The following is a 22,686-nucleotide window of genomic DNA, read 5'->3' as shown; positions in this document are numbered from 1 at the left end:
ATCAGTTCCGCAGCGCTTCCGCCTCTTCTTTTGTGCAGCCCTCGCGGCTGTAACGGGCTTTTTCATAGCCGTCGTGCAGCCGTCTCATGCTGTCGCCGGAAAGCTCGTTTCTCTCTTCCAGCTCCGCCGGGGTTTCGGCTCCGGTCGGCTGGTATTTTCCGGCTTTTTTGATCGTTTTTTTATACTGCCGGCGGATACGCATATTCGGGGAGAGATAGCCCTCTTTCTTTTCCCGCCGCCACGGCAAATTTTCCCGTTCGTCGTTTCCCTGATGCAGGAAGAGAACTTCGTCCTCCTCATCCTCTGAGAAGGCTTTTCCCGCATTTTTTACGCTCTGGTAAATCGCCCGCAGAACCGCGATTCCGACGGCAACCATCACAAGATACATGACCGCCGTAAAAAGATTCTGGATCCACTGCGGCATCGGTTTGTACTCTTTGTCCCCCAGCATATCGGACAGATCGGCCTGCTCCATGCCCTGCGGCGCCTCGGCCTCCGGTGTTTCGATCGTAAGATCGCTTTCCAGCTCTTTCGGCTCATATCCTGCGATCGCCTCCGCAATCGGATCCTTTCCGTAGAGCGCCGATGGGAGCACGAACAGTACCAGAAGGAGTACTGCAATTTTCAGGATCAGTTTTCCCGTCCGCTGCATCGTCTCCACCGGGAGATTGGCGATTTTCTGATGGTCACGGATGAACCCGTGCATGCCGTCGAGGTACTGGCAGAAGAAGCACAGGAATACATCTGCAAAGAAAAACCAGTAGATCAGATGCCAGTAGAACGGCATTTTCATCAGCACACCGATCACATACTGTATCATAAACCAGAGAAAATGAAGGGGCTTTGGCTCATCGAGGAGCGTCGGGATCTCCCACGCTTCCATATCCGCCAGCGGCATTGAGCCGGCCGGCAGTTCCTGCGCTGCTTTCTTTAACTGGCCTTTGCGGATTCTGACATAGCCGCGGATCAGGAAAATCACAGCGGCCATAAGACCCGTCATCACGCCGGAAAGGCTCTCCAGAAATGCAGGAGAAATACCGTTCTCAAACTTGTTTTTTCCATCGTTTGCCGCCGCAGCCGCTTCAATTACCGCTGCCGCCTGCACACTGAACAGGGAACAGAAAAATTTCGCTGCCAGATACGTCACCGCGCAGACCGCAATTCCGCCAAGCAGAAACTGCCAGAGTGCTTTCGTTTTCCGGATCAGAATCCAGCTTGCAGCGGCCGGAATCAGCAGCAATAAGGATATGGCGCAGAAATACAGCGCCTCCCTTCCCGTCAGCTCCAGAAAACCGGCGGCAAAGCCATAGATGCCGGCGAATAAAAGCCAGACATGAAGCCAGGTCAGCGGGATCTGTACCGGTGTCTTTTTTATTTCCATGGTTTCACCTCCCAGCCGATTGCGGTGTACGCACGGTTCTGCTCTGACGGAACTTCTTCGCCCGGCAGATACGGAATCACCCACAGCACCTGGTTCTGCGCACCGGAGAGCAGATGAAGCGCCTCACGGACCTCATCGGTTCTGTTTTTGGATACGACAACGTAGGTGTGGCCGGTGAGCTCTTTTTCCGCCTCTTTGTGCAGAAACTCCGCGCTGCCTGTGAGATTGCCCCCAAGCTGCACGCACGCCAGTTTCCGGTTCAGCTCCGCTGTTTTTCCGGCGCCCGCTGCCAGATGGACACGCAGCTCCTCGCCGGTCTCCTCATCTTTCGCATTGCTCTTCACCCACAGATTCATCTTGTTTTTCACCATCCGCGCCGCAAGCGAAGACGTGATGCGGATGCTCTCCTCGACCTGCGCTTCCTCACGCAGAATGTTGGCGTCCTCGATATCGAGAAGCACCGTAACTTCCACGCTCGTCGTCGCGTCAAACTGGTTGACCATCAGATCTCCCATCCGTGCCGACGATTTCCAGTTGATGCGGTTCATCGGATCTTCTTTCCGGTAATCGCGGATACCGGAAAATTCAAACGGGTCCTCGTACAGGCGATTCCGTGACAGAACCATGCCCGACACGGCACGGCAGATCATCTGAATCCGTGCAGTATCGACCTGGCGCGGGTAAACGTACATCTGTGTCTGCTGCGGGTAATCGCTGTAAAGACCCTCCCGGAAAAAAAGATCGTACGCTACGGCATGCGCACCGGTGATCTCGTAGAATCCTCGTTTTTTCGCCTGAAACGACAGTGTTCTCGTGATCTGCTGATGAAACAGGAACGAAAAGACATCGCGTTTGTAGCTCTGGTCGGTGATGCTCGCGTTTGCTTTTGCCTCGCGGTCGAATTCCAGATTGCGGCTCATCGAAATGCCAAGCTCGAGTGCCGGAATCGGCAGCAGTTTGTCGTTTACGACGACCTCTTTTAACGTACTCTCCTCGCCCTCATAGATCGCGGAATCCTGGAAGCTGACCTGGATTTTCAGATTTTTCTGCCAGTTTTTCTGGTACAGCTTTTTCTGCAGAAACCAGGCGAGCGCCATTCCAAATAGTAATAAAAGAAGCATAGTCCGTTACCTTCCTGACCAGTTTTCGGTCGGCAGATCGATGCGGTTTAAAATTTCCTCGATCACCGATTCTGCGGCTCTTCCGTCGTCTGCGCCGATCTGCATGGTGAGACGGTGTGCGAGTACCGGAACAGCCACGGTCTTGAAGTCCTCCGGCACAACGTAGTTTCGTCCCTGCACCAGCGCGTGGCCCTGTACGGCACGTAAAAATGCGAGTGTTCCACGCGGGCTCACACCGCTTGCAATTTTGCTGTTGACTCTCGTCTCCTGTACGATGCGGACGAGATACTGTACCAGTTCCGGATGCAGGTAGACTTCTTTACACGCCTCCTGCAGGGTACGGATTTCTTCTTTTTGGCAGACAGACGACAGCTCGGCGAGCGGCTCCTCGGTCAGGAAACGGGCGATCATCTGCGTCTCTTCCGCCGGGCTTAATGCTTCCATCGAAAGTTTCATTAAAAAACGGTCCATCTGCGCCTCCGGCAGCGGGAAGGTTCCGAGCGTCTCGAGCGGGTTCTGCGTGGCGATGACGAGGAACGGCTCCTCGAGCGGCCGTGTCACACCGTCCACGGTGATCTGGCGCTCAGCCATGCACTCGAGAAGGCTGCTCTGCGTCTTCGGCGTTGCACGGTTGATCTCATCGGCAAGCAGAATGTTGCAGAAGGCAGGGCCTTTCGAGAAGACAAACTCTCCGCTTTTGGCATCAAAATAATTGAGACCGGTGACATCGGACGGCAGTAAGTCCGGTGTGAACTGGATGCGGCCGAACTCTGCCTCGACGGATTTCGCAAGGGATTTCGCCATGACCGTTTTTCCTGTCCCCGGGACATCCTCGAGCAGGATATGACCTTTGGCAACAAGGCAGGTCAGGACAAGCTCGATCGTGCGCTCGTTTCCGATCATGACCTTTGCGATATTTTCTTTTAATTGCTGCAATACATTATTTTCCATGTTTTGCTTCCTCCAATAGTAAGATTTAATAAAAAAATCCACCCCTCGCTGCTCTGTTTTGTGAGAACAGCACGATAAATTTATTTTACAGCACATATTTTCGGAATACAAGCAGAAAAAGGACGATGCTGTACATACTTTTCACAGCATCGCCCTTTACGGTTTCTTCTATAAATTAGCTTGTCTCTTACAGTGCTTTCCGGTACAGCGCCTCGATGTCCTGCTGACGGGACGCTCTCGGGTTGACGGCGATGTTTCCGCTCTTCATCGCATCTACCGCCATCGGCACGATTTTGCTCTCGATCTCCTCTGCTGTCACTTCTTTTCCCTTTGCCGCCTGGCGGATCGCATCGGTCAGGCTGGCCGGGATTCCGATGGCTGCGGTCAGCTCGCGGATCGCGCCGACCAGCATCATCGGCTCAAATTCATCGGCGTATGCCGGGATTTCGCTGATGTAGTTGTAGATCTTCAAATATCTTCCATGGTCTGCCAGTGCATTGTACTCTGCGATGACCGGAAGTAGAACGGCATTTGCCACGCCGTGCGGCACATCGAAGAAGGCGCTCACAGGATGACTCATTGCATGGACATTTCCAAGTCTTGCGTAGGAAAATGCAATACCCGCGAACAGCGAACCGGTCAGCATCGCCTCTGCGGCTTCGAGATCGGTTCTGCGCGCCACGAAACGGCGGATATTTTTACCGATCAATTCCATCGCTTTTTCTGCCATGGCATCGGAGAACGGAGATGCAGCTGTAGAAATATAAGCCTCCTCCGCATGGATAAAAGCATCAATACCGCACGCTGCCGCAACGGATGCCGGAGCGGAAGTTAAAAGTTCCGGATCGAGAATCGCGTACTCTGGAAGAAGTTCATAGCTAAATACGGTCAGCTTGTAATCTCTGCTGTGGTCGGTGATCACGGAAAATGCGGTCACCTCGGAGCCGGTTCCCGCAGTCGTCGGAATGGCAATCAGCGGGACAATTTTTCCCGACACTTTGTGTGCGCCTTCGTATTCCGTGATGCTTCCGCCGTATTTTGCCGTCACACCGACGGCCTTTGCTACATCCATCGGAGAACCGCCGCCGAGTGCTACGAGAAAGTCTGCGCCGGAAGCAAGATAGCTCTCGGTTGCTTTTTCTACTGTCGTCACAGACGGATTCGCCTCAATATCTGTGAAAATATCGGCTGCGATGCCTGCCGCTTTCAGGCTGTCCGCTGCTTTGTCCACAACGCCCATTTTTTTCAGGGTAGGACCGGAAAGAATCATCGCATGGGTTCCGCCCATCTTCTTGGCACACTCCGGCAGTTTGGCAAGCGTTCCTGCTCCGACAATAATATTCTGTGGAATCGAAAATTCGAATGGATTCATCTTATTTTTCCCCTTTCTTTCAGAAAGCGTGCCGAAAATTTTTCTTTCCGACACGCTTTGTTTTATCCTATCTCAGCTTCAGCCAGCCATTTTGGCAAGAACACGGTCGATTGCTGCATCGATAACAACGTCGAGTTCCGCATCGTCTGCCTCCGGCATCAGGGACGCTGCTTCCTCGTCGGAGATCAGCTCGATCAGGCTGCCGAACTTCTCTTTATATTTGAACTTGCAGACTGCAAAGAATACAACACCGAGGAGGCTCCAGCCGCCTACCATCAGCCACTCCTGCCATACCAGCGTTCCGCCGGAACCAGGAATGCAGTAAACAAGCACCATGCATCCGGACATCAGAACTGCCATCGTTCCAACAAATTTGTATGCCGGAACACGGTACGGACGCGGCATATCCGGCTCTTTCTTCCGCAGGATCAGGAAGGAAAGAGATACCATACAGTAGGTAAGACAGCATCCAAAGTTACCTGCATCACAGATCCACACCATCATGCCTCGTCCTGCAAACGGAGCCAGCATAGTCAGCGCGCCGATCAGGAACAGGGCGTTGATCGGAGTTTTGTGCTGCGGATGAAGCTTTGCGAACATCGGCGGAATCATGTAGGATTCAGCCATAGAGTACAGGGCACGGGAACCGCCGATCATAAAGGAGTTCCAGGATGTGATGATACCGCACATACCGCCGACGATGATGACTTTTGCCATAACCGCTGTACCGAACGCTTTCGCCATCGCATCTGCTGTGACAAGTCCAGTTCCTGCTTCCGAGCTCAGGATTTCGGACGGGTTCAGCACATAGCCGACAGCCAGGATAACACAGGAATAGAAAACAACAGCGAGTACAACGGAGAGAATCATCATTTTACCGATTTTCTTTAACGGAACGTTGATTTCCTCTGCTGCCTGCGGGATAACGTCAAAGCCGATGAAGAAGAACGGGGTAACAACAGCAACTTTGATGATGTTCTGGAACATCGTTCCGGTGCTCTCGCCGACGAACATCTGTCCCTGCAGATTGCTGGAATCTCCGTTGATCACGGATGCCACAATCAGAAGGATACCAGCGCCGCCGATGATACAGGTAAGGACCGTCTGCAGAACGGCTGCTGTTTTTGCGCCCAGCACATTGATCAGTGTGATGAGGAACGCTACAATAACGGCTACGGCTACCCAGGAAGCATAGATATCAAATCCTGCCACGCTGTACATATAGCCTTTCAGGAATCCCGGCCACAGATACGTGATGATGGTTGGGAAGGCGCACGCCTCGAAACACGTAACACTGACATATCCTAAAATAATCGCCCAGGTACAGATGAACGAACCGTTCGGGCCCATCGCCTTGTAGCTGAAGACGTGCTCGCCGCCGCACTGCGGCATCGCTGCAGTCAGTTCTGCGTAAGTCAGTCCGATGAAGAAGATCATGACACCGCCGATCGCAAACGCAATTGAAGCTCCGACAACGCCGCCCTTCTGAATCCAGCTTCCTGAGGATACGACCCAGCCCCAGCCGATCATGGCTCCGAAAGCGATGACGAGAATATCCCATGCACCTAATACTTTGTCAAATTCTGATTTTTTCTGTTCCATGGCTTATTCCTCCCCGCTTCCGTATTTCTTCTGAATCAGTTCCTCGAGATATTCCGCTGTGCCCTCCACACCAAGGAATGCACTGTTGATCAGAATGTCTCGGTTGTGCCGGTCTCCGCGGTTGCTGCCGGTCAGCGCCAGATGACGCTTGTGATACCGTTTGTCCTTCTCGAGCAGCAGAATTTTTGCATCGCTCTCGGAAAGGCTGTGGCTCTTCATGATATTCTGAATGCGGATCTCATCCGGTGCATAGATAAAAGCCCGGAGGAGCTTGATATCTTTGCTGTCCTTTAAGATGTAATCCGCGGATCGTCCGATGATGACGCAGGCCTCTTTTTCTGCCAGTTTCCGGATGATCTGCTTCTGTACATGAATCGCACGCTCGGTCAGGTCCGCATATTTGGAGAAGGATCCACGGACATCGCCCTCGGCTCCTTTTCCGGCAATCGTACCGCCCTCTTCTACACGGTTCATGATGTCTTTCGGAATTCCGACTTCTTCAATAATCTGATCCACCAGATCGCGATCGTAGAACTTAATTCCGAGATCCTCCGCAATTTTCCTGCCGATGGCATTTCCTTTGGCTCCGTACTCGCAGCCGATTGTGATAACCAGATGTCCCATACCGTTTTCCTCTCACATTTAATTTCTCTGTTTTACCTGTTGTTTCCGATTCACAGAATGAAAAGAAAAACAGGACAGGGGCGAAGCATGGTTCTTTGCTTTTTGACGTCCTTGTCCTGTTCTTTTCACGCTATGAGATTTTCTTTGTTTCTATAAGAATTCTTTATTTTTCCAGAGCTTTTACGGTTTCTTCGATGATAGCAACTGCCTTGTCGCAGTCCTCCTCGGTTACGATAAGCGGAGGGATCAGACGAATGATGTGCGCTCCGATGGCGGTGATCAGCAGATGGCGGTCAAGGCAGCCATGTTTGACTTCTACGCCGCTGATGGTATCATCAAACTCTACGCCGACCAGCAGTCCCTGATGTCTGACTTCTTTGACATGCGGCAGTTTTGCTAATTTTTCTGTGAAGTAATCACCGACTTTCTTTGCATTTCCGGCAAGGTCGCGGTCGATCAGTTCGTTGACTTCTGCCAGTGCTGCTGCACAGCTGACTGGATGGCCGCCGAAGGTAGTTCCGTGAGATCCCGGGGTAAAGGCTTTTGCTACTTCAGCTGTTGCGCAGATTGCGCCAATCGGCATTCCGCCGCCAAGACCTTTTGCCATGGATACGATATCCGGTTTGATGCCGTAGTTCATGTAAGACATTACCGCACCGGTTCTGCACCAGCCGGTCTGTACTTCATCGATCAGAAGCAGCATGTCGTTCTCATCACAGAACTTCCGGAGTCCCTGCATGAACTCTTTCGTTGCCGGATGAACACCGCCTTCGCCCTGTACCGGCTCAACCATGATGGCGATGGTGTTTTCGGTACATGCATCTTTGAAGGCCTGCAGATCATTGTACGGTGCGTAGGAGAATCCGTAGGTCATCGGTCCGAATCCAACCTGGCATCCGTTGCCCGGCTGACCGGTTGCAGACATGGCACCGAAGGTTCTTCCATGGAAGCCCATCTTTGCGGTTACGATGTGGTAACGGTTCGGGCCGTATTTCTCGATGCCGTACTTTCTTGCCATTTTGATCATGGCCTCGTTCGCCTCGGTACCGGAGTTCTGATAGAAAATCTTGTCCATGCCGATGGTCTCGCAGACTTTCTCAGCAAGCAGTGCCTGCGGGATGGTGTATGGATAGTTGAAGGTATGCATGATATCGTCGAGCTGCTCTTTTGCTGCAGCAACAACTTTCGGGTTTCTGTTTCCGGCGTTGTTTACGGCGATGCCTGCGTAAAAGTCAAGATACGGCGTTCCGTTTTCGTCGTACATGTACATCCCCTCTGCGGTTTCTGCAAGGAAATCGAAACGCTCGTAGGTCTCGATCATGTACTTGTTTACTTTGTCTTTGATGTCCTGAACCGTTAATCCTGTGTCTTTTAATCTCATAGTGTTATCCTCCCATAGCGTTGAAAAGATTTTTTAAATAAAAAACAAAAAAGCAAAGACTACTCGTTGGTAAGCGTCTTTGCTTTGTTTTTCGTTTATTATTTTGTACAACCATACAATAGCACCACTCCCTATATTTGTCAATTACTTTTTTTAAAAAGTTTTTTATTTTTGTTTTTTCTTTAACACCCGCTTTTTCTATTCTTTTTTGATGTTTTTTCGTCTTCCACCGTATTTTTTTTCATATCCGTTGTTTTTTATTCTGATGTTCCAGTGGACTTCTGTCCATTATATTGAACAGTTCATTCAAAAAAAGAAAGCCTGTTATTCTGCGGCTTTTAGTGATAGTCGAGAAAGAAACACATGCAGCTCGTCTTCTCCGTCCCTCTGTTGCGGTAGATGTGGGTCTGGTCTGTCTCGAAACGGAATGCCTGCTTCAAGTGGATCTCATGCTCTTTTCCATTGCACTCCACGGTCATCACGCCGTCTGTCACCACCAGGTACTCTCTTGTTTTCTCTCCGTGGCCGCCGCTCACATACGTTCCGCCCGGTTCGATGTCGATGCGGTAGATTTCCACAAGCCGCGTGTCCTCATACGGAAAGAACGTCCACACAGTGTACTGCCCCTCCAGCTCTTTCGTCGGAACCAGATTCTCCGGTGTCACAAGATAACTATCCACCAGCGGCGTTGCAATCAGCTCCTGAAATTCAATCCGCAGGCCGCTCGTAATCTTCCCGAGCACGCCAAGCGACGGGTTCGCCGTTCCCTTTTCGATCTGCGAGAGCATACTCTTGCTGACCCCGGTCTGCTCTGAGACCTGGTCGAGACTCATCCCTTTCGACTGCCGGATCCGTTTCAGATTGACCGCCACATTTTCTGTCAGATAATCCATGTTCTTCCACCTGCCTTTCTTCGTATTTCGCTCATTGTAGCACACCTTCCTCCGATATTCCAGTGAATATTTTTAAACTTTCTGCCGCCTTTCCCCGCTTCGCCTTTCTTTTCTTCCTTTATCCGCCCGGGTTTCAGGCACTTTTCTCTGCCTTTCCCAGGAAAAGCGCCCTTCCGCCGGATTTGTATTTTTGTCAGACCTTTTCCATCCGCATCTGCCGCAGAATCTTCTTTTCCATCCGCGACACCTGCACCTGCGAAATCCCCAGTTTTCCGGCGATCTGCGCCTGCGTCATGTCCTGAAAATAGCGCATGTAGATGAGCTGCCGCTCCTTCGCGGGCAGTCGTCCCAACAGCTCTTCCAAGAAAATCCGGTTCAGCAGCTTTTCCTGCCCGTTCTCTTTTTCCGGAATGCGGTCCATCAGAGAAATATCGTGGTTTTCCCCCTGATAGATGGTCTTCTGCAGCGATTCCACCTCCGCGCCGGACTCCATCGCCTCCACGATTTCTTCCACGGTAACATCAAGCTCCCCCGCTATCTCCGCCAGCGTCGGATCGCGCCCGTTCTCCCGCTCCAGCCGCTCCCGCACCGCATACGCTTTCCACGCCAGTTCCCGGATCGGGCGGCTCACCTTCACCATCCCTTCCGACCGCAGAAACCGCCGGATCTCCCCCGCAATCATCGGAACCGCATACGTCGAAAAACAGACTTCAAACGAAGGATCAAATTTATCAATCGCCTTCAACAGCCCAATGCTCCCGATCTGGCACAGATCCTCCATCTCCACCCCGCGGTTTGCAAACCGCCTCACCATGCTCCAGACCAGTCCCATATTTTCCTCTGCCAGTGTATCCCTTGCCGCTTTATCCCCTTCGTGTGCCTTTTCGATCAGGGCAAGCGTATGTTCCATGCATTCTGACTCCTATGACTTCCGATCCGGCCCTTACATTTCCGGATGCACACCGATTTTCCGTTTCATCACCACTTCCGTCCCCCATCCCGGATGCGACCTTACTTCCAGCTCATCCATAAACGCCTCCATAAACGAAAACCCCATCCCCGACCGCTCCAGCTCCGGGCAGGTCGTAAACATCGGCTCCATCGCCTTCTCCACATTTTCGATCCCGACGCCGGTATCTTTTACCGTCACCTGAAACACCTTCTCCTCCAGATCCAGCACACACTTCATCTGAATTTTCCCTTTTTCCTGCCGGTATCCGTGAATCATCGCATTCGTAACCGCCTCCGAAATCGCCGTCTTGACATCCGCCACTTCCTCCACCGTCGGATTCAGCTGCGCCAGAAACGCCGCCGCAGACACCCGCGCAAAACTCTCATTGCAGGGACGGCTCTCAAATTCCAGCGTCATCGTATTCCACCGCATCTTCTCTTCTGTTTTCATCCTTTCTCGCATCATCCCATTCCCCTTTCTGCCCACTCCCCGTCCAAAACCTACTTCCACGTCTTCTCCTCTTCCACCTCAATCACCCGCGTCACCCCCGACATCACCAGAATCCTCCGCATCCGCTCTCCCACATGCACCGCTCTCACCTTCCCGCCAATCAGCTCCATCTCCCGAAACCTCCCCATCACCAGTCCAATCCCCGAACTGTCCATAAACACCGTCTTCCGAAAATCAAACACCACCTCCCTCACATTCCTCTCCACCAAAATCTCCCCCGCCTCCTCCCGAAGCCGGTCAGCCACAAAATGATCCACCTCTTCCGGAAGCCGAATCGTCATCACCGCATCCTTCACCCAAACACGATTATCCATTTCCTATCCTCCCTCTTTCCTGTCATAAAATAAAAAACACAAAAGATTTTTCGCCGTAAAGCGAATTTCATCTTTTGTGTTTTATCTTCTCACTTTTATACTTTTTTGCCCTTCGTCCCACGCAACCTCCGCGTAGTCAGTGGTATCAGCCCGACGAAACAGCGCCGCATCTCCTGCGGCATTCTGCCCCGTGGGCATCCGTCCTCACTATTCCTCCGTCTTCACAGTCCCCCCCAGCGCCTCAATCTGCTGCTCGGCCTTAGTAGCCTTCTGGGTTCCCGGGAACTTATCGATGATCTCCTGGAACACCGAAATCGCATTATCGGTATCCCCACTCAGCCGATACGCATGCGCCAGATAGTTAAGCACCGTATAGTCACTGTCGTTGATATTCTTAGCCTTCGAAAGCTTATCAATCGCCTCAGTGTAATTCGCATCGTCAAATGCATTCACACCCGACTGCGAAAGCTCCTGGAACATAGACGACTGCATGCTCTTGTAAATAGTGTCATACACAGCCTTTGCGTCCACAGAAAGCACCTCCGGGTTGACCTCGGTCAGTGCGTTTGTTGCGTTGCTCGTGTTGCCCTGCTGCTGCGCTTCCACAGCCTTTAAAAGGTTCTCGTAGGAAGCCGCCGTATCCTGTGCCGTCTGGATCTGCTGCTGCGCAGAAGCCGTCGTTTCGTTCAGAGAATCCACCTGGCTCTGGAGCTGGTTCAGCTGGGCCTCCTGGCTCGCCATCTTGCCGCTGTATTCCACAACCTTCTCGTCCGCCTGCCGGTTAATTCGCTGCGTATTCGCAGGCCCGATCAGGAACCACACAACCAGTGCGCCAAGCACCAGCCCAATACCGATATTCAGCATCGTTGCCGCTGTAGACGTCTCGCGGAACGTCGGCGGAATAATCACCGTATCCCCGCTTACCACACGCTCACGCTCGTCCTCGCGCTGCTCCTCCGTGCGCTCCCTGCGGCCGAACCGCCGCGGCTCCAGCGACGTCTGCGTACCCGTCTGGAAATCAACCTCCTTCAGGAAACGAAGCGTCGTCGAGTTCGTCTTGTCAATTTTCGCCGCCTTTTTCAGAATCTTCCGCGCTTTCTCATACTCACCCTTGTGAATATAAATCAGCGCCAGCAGATGATATCCCTTGATCAGCTTCGGATTCTGGTTCAGAATCTTGCGCAGCTGGATCGCAGCCACATCCTCATTGTTCTCGCGGCAGCATTTCAGCGCACTGTTGTATTTCTTGATCGTCTGATTGATCATATCCAGCTTCGCCTGCTCCGCCTGCAGCGTCGCAATATACTCCGTCGCCACATTATTCTCCGGCATAATATTCTTGCTGATGATCCACTCACTTAACGCCGCAACCGCTTCACCCGTCTCAAAATAGACAAGGCCTAACAAGTTCCGCGCATGGATATTGTATTTGTTAAACTTCAGGCTCCGCCGCAGCATATCGATCGCTCCGGAAAGATCCCGGATCTCCGCCTTGTCGAGGCCCAGATTGTAGTACATATTCGAAAGAGAAAAACATTTTCTCTGTACTCTCAGGTTAAAACCACAGTTGGGACAGATCTCCATTCCGACGTCCACAACCGATTTACAATTCATACAGTTCATTCCGGCACCTTACTCTTCCTTTTCCGCTTCTGTCTCGTTTTCCTGTTCCGGCTTGTCGTTTTTCATCATTTCTTTCAAAATGTCGATCACATCCGTCAGATCACGGCTGTAAATCGCATCCTCCACCTCATCCACATCGAGACACGGTTTAAACTTCTTCAGTTCTTCTTCGTAATTTAACATAAACAAAAAATTCCTTCCTGTATTCACTAACCATTCCGCTTTGCAAGATATGCTTTCAGTTCGCCCGCCAGATACAGAGAACCCACGCAGAACAGCATGCCGCTGCCCTTTTTGCCCAGTGCCTTCTCATACGCTGCCCCGATCTCCGGTTCCGCGCAGACATCCGTGCATCCTGCTTTTCTGAAGTCCTCTGCAAGCACTTCCGCCGGTACGACGCGGCTTCCGTCGATCTGCGTTGCAACAACATGGGACGGATGGATGCCCTCGCAGATTTCACCGATCATCTCATGATAGTGCTTGTCTGCAACTGCCGTGAACAGAATCGTGATCTCGTTTTCTTTCGCAAAATAGCCTGCCGTGCTGACAAACTGTGCAATGCCGTCCTCGTTGTGCGCGCCGTCGATGATGACGCCCGGCGCAGCCATTTCCATACGGCACGGCCATTTGATCTTCGAAAGGCCTTCCGCAAGCACGTTCTTAGGAATGTCGTGCACGTCCTGCAGAATATGCATCGTGTAGAACGCAAGGCTTGCATTCATCATCTGGTATTTTGCCACGTACGGAATCGCAAGCTCTGCTTTTTCGCCGCCTGGGTATGCAAAGGTAAAGGTGATGCCCTCGCGGCTCTGTGTTTTCATCTCATAGAACGACGGCTCCATCGGCCATGCCGGGCTTCCCATCTCTTTCGCCTTTGCAGCAATGACAGAAGCCGGACCTGGCTGGCTGGCGTCGTAGATTACCGGGACACCGGCTTTGATGATGCCGGCTTTCTCTCCCGCAATCGCCTCGAGGGTGTCGCCGAGATACTCGGTGTGGTCGCGGCTGATGGACGTGATGATGCATGCCAGCGGCTTTTCGACCACATTTGTCGCATCCAGCCGTCCGCCAAGGCCGGTCTCCATGACCAGGTATTCCACGCCGGCTTCTTTGAAAATCAGCATTCCCATCAGGAACAGCGTCTCAAAATAGCTCGGATGGCCTTCGCCCTCCGCCTCGTATTCTTTGGCTGCTTTTTCCACTTTGAGAAATGCGTCGAGAAACTGCTCATCCGACACATCTTCCCCGTTGATCTGGAACCGCTCGTTGATGCATACAAGGTGCGGGGAGGTAAAAAGTCCTGTCTTTTTGCCGCCTGCAAGCAGCATCGCATTCAAGTACGCGCAGACGCTTCCCTTTCCGTTCGTGCCCGCCACATGGATAATTTTGATCCCTTCCTGCGGATTCCCAAGGCGCGAAAGAAGCTCCCTCGTATGTTCCGGCGGATGCTTCACCGTAAATTTCGGTATTGTTTCGATATAATCAACTGCTTCTGTATAATTCACTTTATTTCACCATTCTTCAGTATTTTAGGGCTGCTTTCAAACCCTAGTATCATTATAATCGAGTGACCGGATATGTCCATAGCAATTTTCAAAATTTTGTCCCGACTTTTCGACTTTCCCCGTAAAAAGATACAGTGGGACGTCAAAATCCGCCCCACTGTATGATCTTTCGGACACTCTTTTTAATTCTGCAGACCGCCGTCTTCGGCCGGTTTATCGCTGTTTTCTGTTTTTGACGGCTCAATCTTGTCGCCTTCGCCCTCCGGCGCACCGGACGGCGCTGCCGTCAGTTCATCCTGCGGCGCAGTGCTCGTATTGGCATTTTCCTGCGTCACATCTGTTTTCGTGCTGTCCGGGTTCGGCGTCGGTGTCGGTGTAGATACCGTTTTTGGCTCTTCATACATCATCGGCTCTGTCCTTGTCAGCACCTTCTTCGTCGAGCTGTTGCTCTGCTGCGCGATTGTAATCTGATCACCGTCTTCCAGGGTCAGACTATGCACCATCAGAATCGACGGGCTGACATAAACGGTATCCTGTATCTCCTCGTTGACTTCCACACGGCTCGATGCCGTAAAGTTTTCTCCGTAAAAATACCAGGTATCTTCTCCGGATTTTTCGATTCGTTCCAGTGTTACCGGCAAAGCACCCATCTGCAGCTTCACACGCTCATACGGTGTCTCTCCGTCTTCTCCGTAAACGTACCGTTTTCCATACAGCATATCATACTGCAGCACCTCGAGATCCACCTGATAATTCTTCGTATTCCGTCTCGTCTGATGATACCGGAAAATGGTTCCGTCATGAATTCCCACACGGTTCATAACCTCTGCTGCAATCTGGTAGGAAGCAATGTTTTCCTGTTTTCTTTTCAGTCCCATATTATCCCAGATCACGTATTCGGTCTGATACAGATAGCGGTTCTCCAGATCTTCTACTTTCAGTCCCATCGTTGGCAGATGGTCCCCGTACATCACAAGTACCACCGGCTCCGGATAATCCGCAAGCTTTGTCGTCAGCTCTTTGACAAATTTGTCCATCTCATGAATCTGATTTACATAATATTCCCAGGAGTAATTATTTTTTTCCCGGTCTTCCGCGCCTGTCACTGTAATCTCCGGATCGTCAAGCACCGGCTCTGTCGGATAATCACCGTGGCCCTGTACCGAAATCGTATAGATATAATCCGGTTCGTCTGTCGCATCGAGCGTTTTTATGATCTCTTTTGTCAGAATATGGTCTTTTACCCATCCTGTCGCCGTCACATCCGAGATATCCGGCATATATTCCTCCGAGGTAAAGGTATCAAAACCAAGACGTGAGAATACACTTCTTCTGGAATAGAAGTTTGCTTCATTGTTGTGGATCGCATGGGTCGCATAGCCAAGATTCTTTAAAACATACGGCGCACTCTCACACGTCTCCTCTGAAAGCACCGATTTGTACGGATACTCACCCGCTCCGAAATACCGGAGGCTCATGCCGGAAATAGTTTCAAACTCTGTGTTTGCTGTTCCGGCTCCCACCACCGGCACGCGGAGATAACCGGAAGAATAATCCTTCATCAGCTGCCGGTAATACGGGATCGGATCCTCGGAAATGTTGAGGAAATTAACCAGCTCCGGATCGAAAAAGGACTCCAGCTGCAAAAAGATAATATTCGGTTTTACCGTATCATCCTCTTTTTGTTCGCCTTCACTCGTCTCAATCTGTTTCACGAGCTGTTCGGAATAGCCGTTCGGCTCTGAAATTCCCGTATCAAACAGGGTGACTGCCAGACAGTACGGATAGCCGTAATCCTGGTAGGCAAATGCGATGTTGACGAAATAGCTGGAAAGCACACGCTTTGCAAGCGCCAGATTTGTTGCTCCCGTAAAGAGTACAATTACCAGAGCAATCAACGGCACATTCAGATACCAGCGGATTTTCCCCTGAAATTTCGGTCCTTTGATCCAGACCCATACAAAAAATGCCAATAATGCCACAAGGGCTGCTACGACGAGGATCATGGTACCTTTCGACAGATACTTCGTCACGACCTTTGCGCCGTCGCTTAAATTCCGCAAGTCCGGTCCGGTAAACGGCGTGACGCGGTTTGCCAGAATCACACCGTTAATGATGCCGAGCAGCAGCCAGAAACAGCTCATCACCAGCCGTACCAGCACACGTCTGCGGAACAGATAAACTACCATAAAAGTAGTGAAGATCAAAAATGCATTGTACAAAAAGACCCATGGGCTTTCCACCATGTAGCTCCATGCAGATGCCAGCGAATGGCGGGAAAATGCTTCAATCACCAGATACAGAATACAGCATCCCAGGGCCTGCAGCGGCAAAGAGAGCCAGTTGCAGACTTTCACTACGGTTTCCTTGTTTCCATGCAGTTTTTTTCCTTTTTTCATTTATTTTTTCAGCTGCTCCAATCTTGTCTGAACCTGCTCCATCATCTGCTGATAGTTCGCCAGTTTTTCTTTCTCTGCCTGAACTTTTGCTTCCGGAGCTTTGTTGATAAAGTTCGGGTTGCCAAGCATGCCGTTGGAACGTGCGATCTCTTTTGTCAGACGCTCTTCCTCTTTCGTAAGGCGGGCGATCTCTTTTTCCAGGTCAACCAGCTCGGCAAACGGAATGTAGATCGTTGCCTGCGGGATCACTGCGGATACCGCATCGTCTGCGATGCCGGCTTTGTCTGCCTGTACGTGAACTTCGCTTGCTCCTGCCAGAGTTCCGAAGAATACAGCACCGTTTTTGAAGGTTTCCTGTACAGCAGCATCTTCCGTTACAACGAATACGCTTGCTTTCTTTGACGGCGGTACGTTCATACTGGTGCGGACACCACGGATGCTTCTTACCGCCTCTTTCATCATCTCAACGGCTGCCTCATCCTCTGCGTATGCAAAGTCTTCGGTCTCTTTCGGCCATGCGGCGATCATGATGGAATCCTCGTCCGGATTCAGTGTGCAGTAGATTTCCTCTGTGATGAACGGCATAAACGGATGCAGCAGCTTTAATGCATTGCCAAGAACGGTTTTTAAGGTCCACAGTGCAGCGCCCTTCGTCTCGTCGGTCTCGCTGTACAGACGCGGTTTTACCATCTCGATGTACCAGTCGCAGAATTCCTCCCAGATAAAGTCGTAAACCTTCTGTACGGCGATACCGAGCTCGTAGCGGTCCATGTTGTCCGTTACTTCGGTTGCCAGGGTATTGACTTTGGAGAGAATCCATTTGTCTGCCAGTGTCAGTTTGTCTTTTGGCATCTTGGACGGAACCTCTGCTTTTTCCAGGTTCATCATGATGAAACGGGAAGCGTTCCATACTTTGTTTGCGAAGTTACGGCTGGCTTCTACACGCTCCCAGTAGAAACGCATATCGTTTCCAGGTGCATTACCGGTCATCAAAGTCAGACGGAGAGCATCTGCACCGTATTTGTCAATGACTTCGAGCGGATCGATACCGTTTCCGAGGGATTTACTCATCTTGCGTCCCTGGGAATCACGAACGAGTCCGTGGATCAGTACGTGGTGGAACGGAACCTGTTTAGTCTGCTCCAGTGCGGAGAATACCATACGGATAACCCAGAAGAAGATGATGTCGTATCCGGTTACGAGTACATCTGTCGGATAAAAATAATCAAATTCCGGTGTTTTCTCCGGCCATCCTAACGTGGAGAACGGCCACAGCGCAGAACTGAACCAGGTGTCCAGGGTATCCGGGTCCTGGATGAGATGGGTGCTGCCGCATTTCGGGCATTTTTCCGGCATTCCACCTCTTACAACCGTGATCTCGCCACAGTCATCACAGGTATAGGCCGGGATACGATGACCCCACCAGAGCTGACGGGAAATACACCAGTCGTGGATATTGTTCAGCCAGTTCTGATAAATCTTGCTGAAACGATCCGGGATGAAGTTTACTTTCCCGTTCTTCTCTGCTTCGCTGGCAGCGGCAGCCATATCCGCCATTTTTACAAACCACTGCGGTTTAATCATCGGCTCTACGGTTGTCTTACATCTGTCGTGGGTTCCTACGTTGTGAACGTGATCCACTACTTTTACAAGAAGGCCAAGCTTCTCGAGATCCTCTACCATGGCTTTTCTTGCCTCGTAGCGGTCCATGCCGGCGTATTTGCCGCACTTGTTGTTCATGGTTCCGTCATCGTTTAAGATGTTGATCTCTTCGAGGTTGTGGCGTTTTCCTACCTCAAAATCGTTCGGGTCGTGTGCCGGTGTGATTTTTACGCATCCGGTTCCGAACTCTTTGTCTACGTAAGCATCTGCGATAACCGGGATTTCACGGTCGGTCAGCGGCAGTTTCAGCATTTTTCCTACAATATCGGTGTATCTTTCATCCTCCGGATTGACAGCTACGGCAGTATCGCCGAGCAGAGTCTCCGGACGGGTCGTTGCGATTTCTACGAAGCGGCCTTCTTCTCCAACTACCGGGTAGTTGATGTGCCAGAAGTGGCCTGCCTGCTCCTGATATTCAACCTCTGCATCGGAGATGGAAGTCTGGCATACCGGGCACCAGTTGATGATGCGGCTTCCTTTGTAGATCCATCCTTTTTCATACAGACGGCAGAATACTTCTTCTACGGCTTTGGAGCATCCCTCGTCCATGGTGAAGCGTTCTCTCTCCCAGTCTGCGGAGGAGCCGATCTTTCTTAACTGGCTGTTGATGCGTCCGCCGTATTCTTTCTTCCACTCCCAGCAGTGCTCCAGGAATTTTTCGCGTCCGATTTCATCTTTGTCGATGCCCTGCTCTTTGAGCATATTGGTAACCTTTACCTCGGTTGCAATCGCCGCATGGTCGGTTCCCGGCTGCCAGAGGACTTCATATCCCTCCATCCGTTTGAAACGGCAGAGAATATCCTGCATGGTGTTGTCGAGTGCATGGCCCATGTGAAGCTGTCCGGTTACGTTCGGAGGCGGCATCATAATGGTAAACGGTTTTTTGTTCGGGTTTACAGTGGCGTGGAAATATCCTTTATCCAGCCATTTCTGATACAGTCTGTCCTCGAGTCCTTTCGGATCGTAGGTCTTTGCGAGTTCTTTGCTCATGAGATCCTCCTTTTATGTTTGGTGTATTGTGGTATTTATTCCCGCAGAGGCTTGTCTTAAATCAAAAACGCCCTTCACATACACATAACATGCATGCAAAGGGCGAAAATTCCGCGGTACCACCTTAATTTGTATCTCGTTTCGGAGTCTGTAACGTGACTCATGCGTGAGAACCTAATCATCACATCTTCTGTGCTTTTCAGCTCTCCGGTTCAGAAGCTACCTTCCATGACCACCTTCCCGGACAGCCTTTCAGCCGGTGAACCGTCCTCTCTTTTGGGGCCTGCCATGTACTCCTCTTCCTCATAACCTTTTCTTTTTCTGTTGGAATAGAAACTGCATTTATCATAATCGCGTTTTTTTATTTTGTCAAGCCGCCGCGGGCAAAAACCTTTCTTCTTATGGAAGTTTTAAGATTTCACGCGCTTATTTTCGGTGAATCCGCGATGCACAGTACTGCATTTCTGCGCGGCCGTACGACGCGTAGCGGACCTGTTCTTTCGAAAACGGCTTCGCATTGCTTGGCCGTCCCAGGTTTTCGCCGTGGATCACCTGATCCACAAGGTCGATGAGATCTGCGAGAACGCCGAGGCTGAGCGGATTGTAAACCGGATGCGCCGTCGATTCAAACACCTGCGTGTGATGACCGCCGAAGAATTTCATGCGGCCGCCCTTTTTCACCAGCCACGCCATCAGACCAACCAGACCATCGTAATACTCTTCCAGGCTCGTTCCGCCCGGCACCTGCATCCAGACACCGCAGCCGCTTCCGATCGCATCTCCGGTGAACAGGTAATTCTGTTTCGTCTCCAGCACAACAACGCTGCCCGGCGTATGGCCCGGTGTCTGACAGACGGCCAGCTCTGTGCCGCCGAGCGGAATCACGGAATCGGTACGGATGTCATGAATCTCCTCCCACGGTTTTAATTTTCCCGCTGTCAGCATCACAAGCGTCTCTGGATCCATCTTCTTTTCATCGTGGCACATGTACACCTCATCAAACTCATCCATGTGATACATGTGATCCGGATGCGCATGCGTGATGACCAGCAGAAGCGGCTTGTCCGTCAGCTCACGGATCACCGGCAGAATCTTTGTGCCTGCCGTAATGCCGGTATCAATGACAGCCGCTTTTTCTTCACCTTCTACTACATAGAACGATGAATTTCCTGCGTCCAAAATACAGTAAATTTTTTCCCCGATTTCTGTTACCTGAAAACCCTCCATGATGTAAAACCTCCTTAAAATAATAATGTACCCTCGGAGTCTTTCTGTGCTTGCTTTTTTCCTTTCGGCAATTCAGTGCCCCGCATTCTCTTCCCCGATGATGATCGAAAGCAGCGTATGATCCAGCATGATCGTGCGGTTCCACGGATTGAAAATCACACCGCTGATCTCCTTTGTTTCGGATGCCATGTGGATCAGCTGTTCCAGACTCACGAGAAACGTAGATTTCACGCTGCTGCTCCCCTTTAATTCCTCATCAAAGCTCGTAAACGCGGCCCACCAGACTTTTCCGTCTGCGCTCTTTACCGTTCCGATCCGGATCTGATCGTCGCCGGATGGCGGTTCCACGGAAAGAATCGCCTGTCCGCCCTCTTTCATTCTGCGGCGGATTACCGTCAGCACATGTGCCAGCAGTTCCGGCGTCGGCTCCTTTTGCAGTCCCAGAATTGCTTCCTCTATCGTTTCATTCCCCTGCAGCCCTTCGTCCTTTAGAGTTTCCATTTCTTTTGCCATTGCTCTTGTCCTTTCTTTTTCGCTTTTCCCACACAGAATCTGTGTACCATCATCCCCGGCAGCTTCGGCACTTCCGATGACCTTTACTCTGCGCCTACCCAGATGCCGTCTTCCCCGCAGAATCTGCACTCTTTTGATAAATCCAAAACGTTTTCCATCCGCTTTAAGATCTGATCGTACTTCCCTTCCCGCATCAATGCAATCGTCACCTGATCCGTTCCGATCTGCAGATGGCGGAAGCCGCGTTTTCCTTCCTCCGTCCACGGCAGAGTCAGCTCCAGTTCAAAGCCGCCGCTGCTTCCGTACAGCTCACCCGGCTGTTCGTCCGCAAACAGCTCGAAAAACGGCTGATAATATGCTTTGAAATAATTCTCCTCTGGAAACCAAAGTGTCCCGTCCCCGGTCCGCTCCGGCTCTTTTACAACGGCATTCAGATAGCCTCTCTCGTAATACGTCATGCACGCCGCGCTCTTCGCCAGCGGATTTTCATTGATCTTCTCGATCTCCGACGCCGCCCGGCATCCGTTTCCAAAGGCCGCCTGGCTGTTCTCGCTCCTGCCGACCGGCTCCCAGACGCTCCATGCGTTCTGCTTTCCGTATCCGATCAGATCCTGGCGGTATGCACCGTTGTATTTTACAAATTTTTTCTCCCCCGGCTGCTCGATCAGGTTCAGCGGTACCATACAGTCAATTCCGTACAGCTTCTGCGCAATCAGCCGCGTGTAGATGATGCCGAGATAATGACAGATTGCACTGCGCTCCGCCGTGTCGAGATACATAATCTGCTCCGCTTTTGCCAGCTGGTCGCCGCGTGTTTCGAGCACACTCTCCACCATCGCAATCCGTGACTGCAGCTCCGCCTTCCGTTTTCCGCGGTAGCGCGCCGACAGACGGCCATACGGCATCGTGCTTGCAAGAACCGCGTGCAGCAGCTCCAGGTTTGTGTATTTGATCATAATATCTTTCTTATTTAAACCGAGCTCTGCGTCGGTATCGACTTCCGTCACATTGATGATATATGTTTTTTCTTCGGTCAGTATCATTTGTTTTGCCTCTCTTTTTCAGTACTCTCTTCCATGCTCCTTCAGCCAGCTCTGCCACACTTTGTAATCGGGCATCTGCTGTGCCACCACCGCGTAAAACCGCGCGGAATGGTTCATCTCTTTCCGGTGCGCCAGCTCGTGGATAACGACGTAATCCATCACGTGCTCCGGCATCAGCACCAGCTTCCAGTTGTAGTTCAGGTTTCCGGCGCTGCTGCAGCTGCCCCAGCGGGTTTTCTGCTCACGAATTGTGATTCTGCCATACGTTACGCCCATCTCTTTTGCAAAATGTGCCGTCTTTTCCGCCAGCATCTGCGCCGCACGTTTAACCGCCGCTTTTCGTTCTGCTTCCGTCAGACGGTTCGCTGCTTTCTGCTCTGCGGCCGCCAACGCTTTTTCCCGGTGTGTGTAAATCCAATCCTGTTTTTCTTTTAAGAATGCTTCGATTTTGTATTTTGCCATCCGTTTCGGTGCGCGCACCACCACGCTTCCATCCGCTTTGACCTGGACGGCGAGCGTTTTACGGGCGGAATACACGATCTCATAGGGAATCTGTTTTAAAATCCGTTCTGCGCTGTCTTTCTGTTCCATTTATTTTTCCTCAAAAGCTGTCTGTTTTACCA

General features: G+C 51.4%; 20 protein-coding genes and 1 other annotated feature. All 20 genes read right to left on the bottom strand.

Annotated features, from left to right (window positions below; translation table 11 throughout):
- Position 1 precedes the first annotated feature (1 nt).
- On the bottom strand, positions 2-1,381 hold the full coding sequence (locus DWW13_RS07400) for a DUF4129 domain-containing protein (RefSeq protein ID WP_118719736.1): 1,380 nt from the start codon (positions 1,379-1,381) through the stop codon (positions 2-4).
- The gene (locus DWW13_RS07395) at positions 1,372-2,502 is read right to left on the bottom strand and encodes a DUF58 domain-containing protein (protein ID WP_118719734.1); all 1,131 of its coding nucleotides are present in this window, start codon (positions 2,500-2,502) and stop codon (positions 1,372-1,374) included. The genes DWW13_RS07400 and DWW13_RS07395 overlap by 10 nt, the downstream gene beginning before the upstream one ends.
- A 6-nt stretch (positions 2,503-2,508) precedes the next feature.
- Positions 2,509-3,453, bottom strand: coding sequence for an AAA family ATPase (locus DWW13_RS07390; protein WP_055219993.1), 945 nt, complete (start codon positions 3,451-3,453; stop codon positions 2,509-2,511).
- A gap of 187 nt (positions 3,454-3,640) precedes the next feature.
- The gene (locus tag DWW13_RS07385; protein ID WP_118719770.1) at positions 3,641-4,825 is read right to left on the bottom strand and encodes an iron-containing alcohol dehydrogenase family protein; all 1,185 of its coding nucleotides are present in this window, start codon (positions 4,823-4,825) and stop codon (positions 3,641-3,643) included.
- Between the two features lie 78 nt (positions 4,826-4,903).
- Complete coding sequence (locus tag DWW13_RS07380) at positions 4,904-6,427, bottom strand: APC family permease (protein ID WP_118719732.1); 1,524 nt, start codon at positions 6,425-6,427, stop codon at positions 4,904-4,906.
- Positions 6,428-6,430: 3 nt separating this feature from the next.
- Positions 6,431-7,051, bottom strand: coding sequence for a cytidylate kinase-like family protein (locus tag DWW13_RS07375; RefSeq protein ID WP_117509835.1), 621 nt, complete (start codon positions 7,049-7,051; stop codon positions 6,431-6,433).
- Between the two features lie 163 nt (positions 7,052-7,214).
- Entirely contained in the window at positions 7,215-8,432 is a 1,218-nt protein-coding gene (locus DWW13_RS07370; RefSeq protein ID WP_118719730.1) for an aspartate aminotransferase family protein, read from the bottom strand.
- 338 nt (positions 8,433-8,770) lie between these two features.
- Positions 8,771-9,325, bottom strand: coding sequence for a helix-turn-helix domain-containing protein (locus DWW13_RS07365; protein ID WP_117814115.1), 555 nt, complete (start codon positions 9,323-9,325; stop codon positions 8,771-8,773).
- Between the two features lie 193 nt (positions 9,326-9,518).
- On the bottom strand, positions 9,519-10,235 hold the full coding sequence (locus DWW13_RS07360; RefSeq protein WP_055220004.1) for a SigB/SigF/SigG family RNA polymerase sigma factor: 717 nt from the start codon (positions 10,233-10,235) through the stop codon (positions 9,519-9,521).
- A 33-nt stretch (positions 10,236-10,268) separates the two neighbouring features.
- Positions 10,269-10,739: an anti-sigma F factor gene (spoIIAB, locus tag DWW13_RS07355; RefSeq protein ID WP_270423031.1), complete on the bottom strand. Its 471-nt coding sequence runs from the start codon at positions 10,737-10,739 to the stop codon at positions 10,269-10,271.
- Positions 10,740-10,777: 38 nt separating this feature from the next.
- A complete protein-coding gene (locus DWW13_RS07350; protein WP_022461763.1) occupies positions 10,778-11,101 on the bottom strand; it encodes an anti-sigma factor antagonist in 324 nt (107 codons plus the stop codon).
- Positions 11,102-11,308: 207 nt separating this feature from the next.
- On the bottom strand, positions 11,309-12,724 hold the full coding sequence (locus tag DWW13_RS07345; protein WP_022461762.1) for a tetratricopeptide repeat protein: 1,416 nt from the start codon (positions 12,722-12,724) through the stop codon (positions 11,309-11,311).
- Between the two features lie 9 nt (positions 12,725-12,733).
- Positions 12,734-12,907: a hypothetical protein gene (locus tag DWW13_RS18970; protein WP_022461761.1), complete on the bottom strand. Its 174-nt coding sequence runs from the start codon at positions 12,905-12,907 to the stop codon at positions 12,734-12,736.
- A gap of 26 nt (positions 12,908-12,933) precedes the next feature.
- The gene (locus DWW13_RS07340; protein ID WP_118719728.1) at positions 12,934-14,229 is read right to left on the bottom strand and encodes a bifunctional folylpolyglutamate synthase/dihydrofolate synthase; all 1,296 of its coding nucleotides are present in this window, start codon (positions 14,227-14,229) and stop codon (positions 12,934-12,936) included.
- A gap of 182 nt (positions 14,230-14,411) precedes the next feature.
- Positions 14,412-16,628: an LTA synthase family protein gene (locus DWW13_RS07335; protein WP_070100823.1), complete on the bottom strand. Its 2,217-nt coding sequence runs from the start codon at positions 16,626-16,628 to the stop codon at positions 14,412-14,414.
- A complete protein-coding gene (locus tag DWW13_RS07330) occupies positions 16,629-19,280 on the bottom strand; it encodes a valine--tRNA ligase (protein WP_118719726.1) in 2,652 nt (883 codons plus the stop codon). It lies immediately after the preceding gene.
- Positions 19,281-19,375: 95 nt separating this feature from the next.
- Positions 19,376-19,596, bottom strand: a binding site (T-box leader).
- Positions 19,597-19,706: 110 nt separating this feature from the next.
- Positions 19,707-20,507 carry an MBL fold metallo-hydrolase gene (locus tag DWW13_RS07325; RefSeq protein ID WP_055266294.1) on the bottom strand — a complete coding sequence of 267 codons (801 nt, stop codon included), beginning with the start codon at positions 20,505-20,507 and terminating at the stop codon, positions 19,707-19,709.
- Positions 20,508-20,579: 72 nt separating this feature from the next.
- Positions 20,580-21,020 carry an SseB family protein gene (locus tag DWW13_RS07320; RefSeq protein WP_226906325.1) on the bottom strand — a complete coding sequence of 147 codons (441 nt, stop codon included), beginning with the start codon at positions 21,018-21,020 and terminating at the stop codon, positions 20,580-20,582.
- An 83-nt stretch (positions 21,021-21,103) separates the two neighbouring features.
- Complete coding sequence (locus DWW13_RS07315; protein ID WP_118719724.1) at positions 21,104-22,063, bottom strand: hypothetical protein; 960 nt, start codon at positions 22,061-22,063, stop codon at positions 21,104-21,106.
- A gap of 18 nt (positions 22,064-22,081) precedes the next feature.
- Positions 22,082-22,654: a M48 family metallopeptidase gene (locus DWW13_RS07310; RefSeq protein ID WP_118666541.1), complete on the bottom strand. Its 573-nt coding sequence runs from the start codon at positions 22,652-22,654 to the stop codon at positions 22,082-22,084.
- Positions 22,655-22,686: the final 32 nt, after the last annotated feature.

Origin of the sequence: Blautia sp. AF14-40, from assembly GCF_003479665.1 — a bacterium.
Taxonomy (GTDB): Bacteria; Bacillota; Clostridia; order Lachnospirales; family Lachnospiraceae; genus Fusicatenibacter; species Fusicatenibacter saccharivorans.
This window is presented reverse-complemented; position numbering and strand designations above follow the sequence as displayed.

Coding starts and splice junctions, on each gene's coding strand:
- spoIIAB (WP_270423031.1), bottom strand. CDS start 10,739: ATGCGAGAAAGGATGAAAACAGAAGAGAAGATGCGGTGGAATACGATG.
- DWW13_RS07380 (WP_118719732.1), bottom strand. CDS start 6,427: ATGGAACAGAAAAAATCAGAATTTGACAAAGTATTAGGTGCATGGGAT.
- DWW13_RS07395 (WP_118719734.1), bottom strand. CDS start 2,502: ATGCTTCTTTTATTACTATTTGGAATGGCGCTCGCCTGGTTTCTGCAG.
- DWW13_RS07400 (WP_118719736.1), bottom strand. CDS start 1,381: ATGGAAATAAAAAAGACACCGGTACAGATCCCGCTGACCTGGCTTCAT.
- DWW13_RS07370 (WP_118719730.1), bottom strand. CDS start 8,432: ATGAGATTAAAAGACACAGGATTAACGGTTCAGGACATCAAAGACAAA.
- DWW13_RS07320 (WP_226906325.1), bottom strand. CDS start 21,020: ATGGCAAAAGAAATGGAAACTCTAAAGGACGAAGGGCTGCAGGGGAAT.
- DWW13_RS07330 (WP_118719726.1), bottom strand. CDS start 19,280: ATGAGCAAAGAACTCGCAAAGACCTACGATCCGAAAGGACTCGAGGAC.
- DWW13_RS07375 (WP_117509835.1), bottom strand. CDS start 7,051: ATGGGACATCTGGTTATCACAATCGGCTGCGAGTACGGAGCCAAAGGA.
- DWW13_RS07365 (WP_117814115.1), bottom strand. CDS start 9,325: ATGGATTATCTGACAGAAAATGTGGCGGTCAATCTGAAACGGATCCGG.
- DWW13_RS07315 (WP_118719724.1), bottom strand. CDS start 22,063: ATGATACTGACCGAAGAAAAAACATATATCATCAATGTGACGGAAGTC.
- DWW13_RS07350 (WP_022461763.1), bottom strand. CDS start 11,101: ATGGATAATCGTGTTTGGGTGAAGGATGCGGTGATGACGATTCGGCTT.
- DWW13_RS07325 (WP_055266294.1), bottom strand. CDS start 20,507: ATGGAGGGTTTTCAGGTAACAGAAATCGGGGAAAAAATTTACTGTATT.
- DWW13_RS07310 (WP_118666541.1), bottom strand. CDS start 22,654: ATGGAACAGAAAGACAGCGCAGAACGGATTTTAAAACAGATTCCCTAT.
- DWW13_RS07360 (WP_055220004.1), bottom strand. CDS start 10,235: ATGGAACATACGCTTGCCCTGATCGAAAAGGCACACGAAGGGGATAAA.
- DWW13_RS18970 (WP_022461761.1), bottom strand. CDS start 12,907: ATGTTAAATTACGAAGAAGAACTGAAGAAGTTTAAACCGTGTCTCGAT.
- DWW13_RS07335 (WP_070100823.1), bottom strand. CDS start 16,628: ATGAAAAAAGGAAAAAAACTGCATGGAAACAAGGAAACCGTAGTGAAA.
- DWW13_RS07390 (WP_055219993.1), bottom strand. CDS start 3,453: ATGGAAAATAATGTATTGCAGCAATTAAAAGAAAATATCGCAAAGGTC.
- DWW13_RS07385 (WP_118719770.1), bottom strand. CDS start 4,825: ATGAATCCATTCGAATTTTCGATTCCACAGAATATTATTGTCGGAGCA.
- DWW13_RS07345 (WP_022461762.1), bottom strand. CDS start 12,724: ATGAACTGTATGAATTGTAAATCGGTTGTGGACGTCGGAATGGAGATC.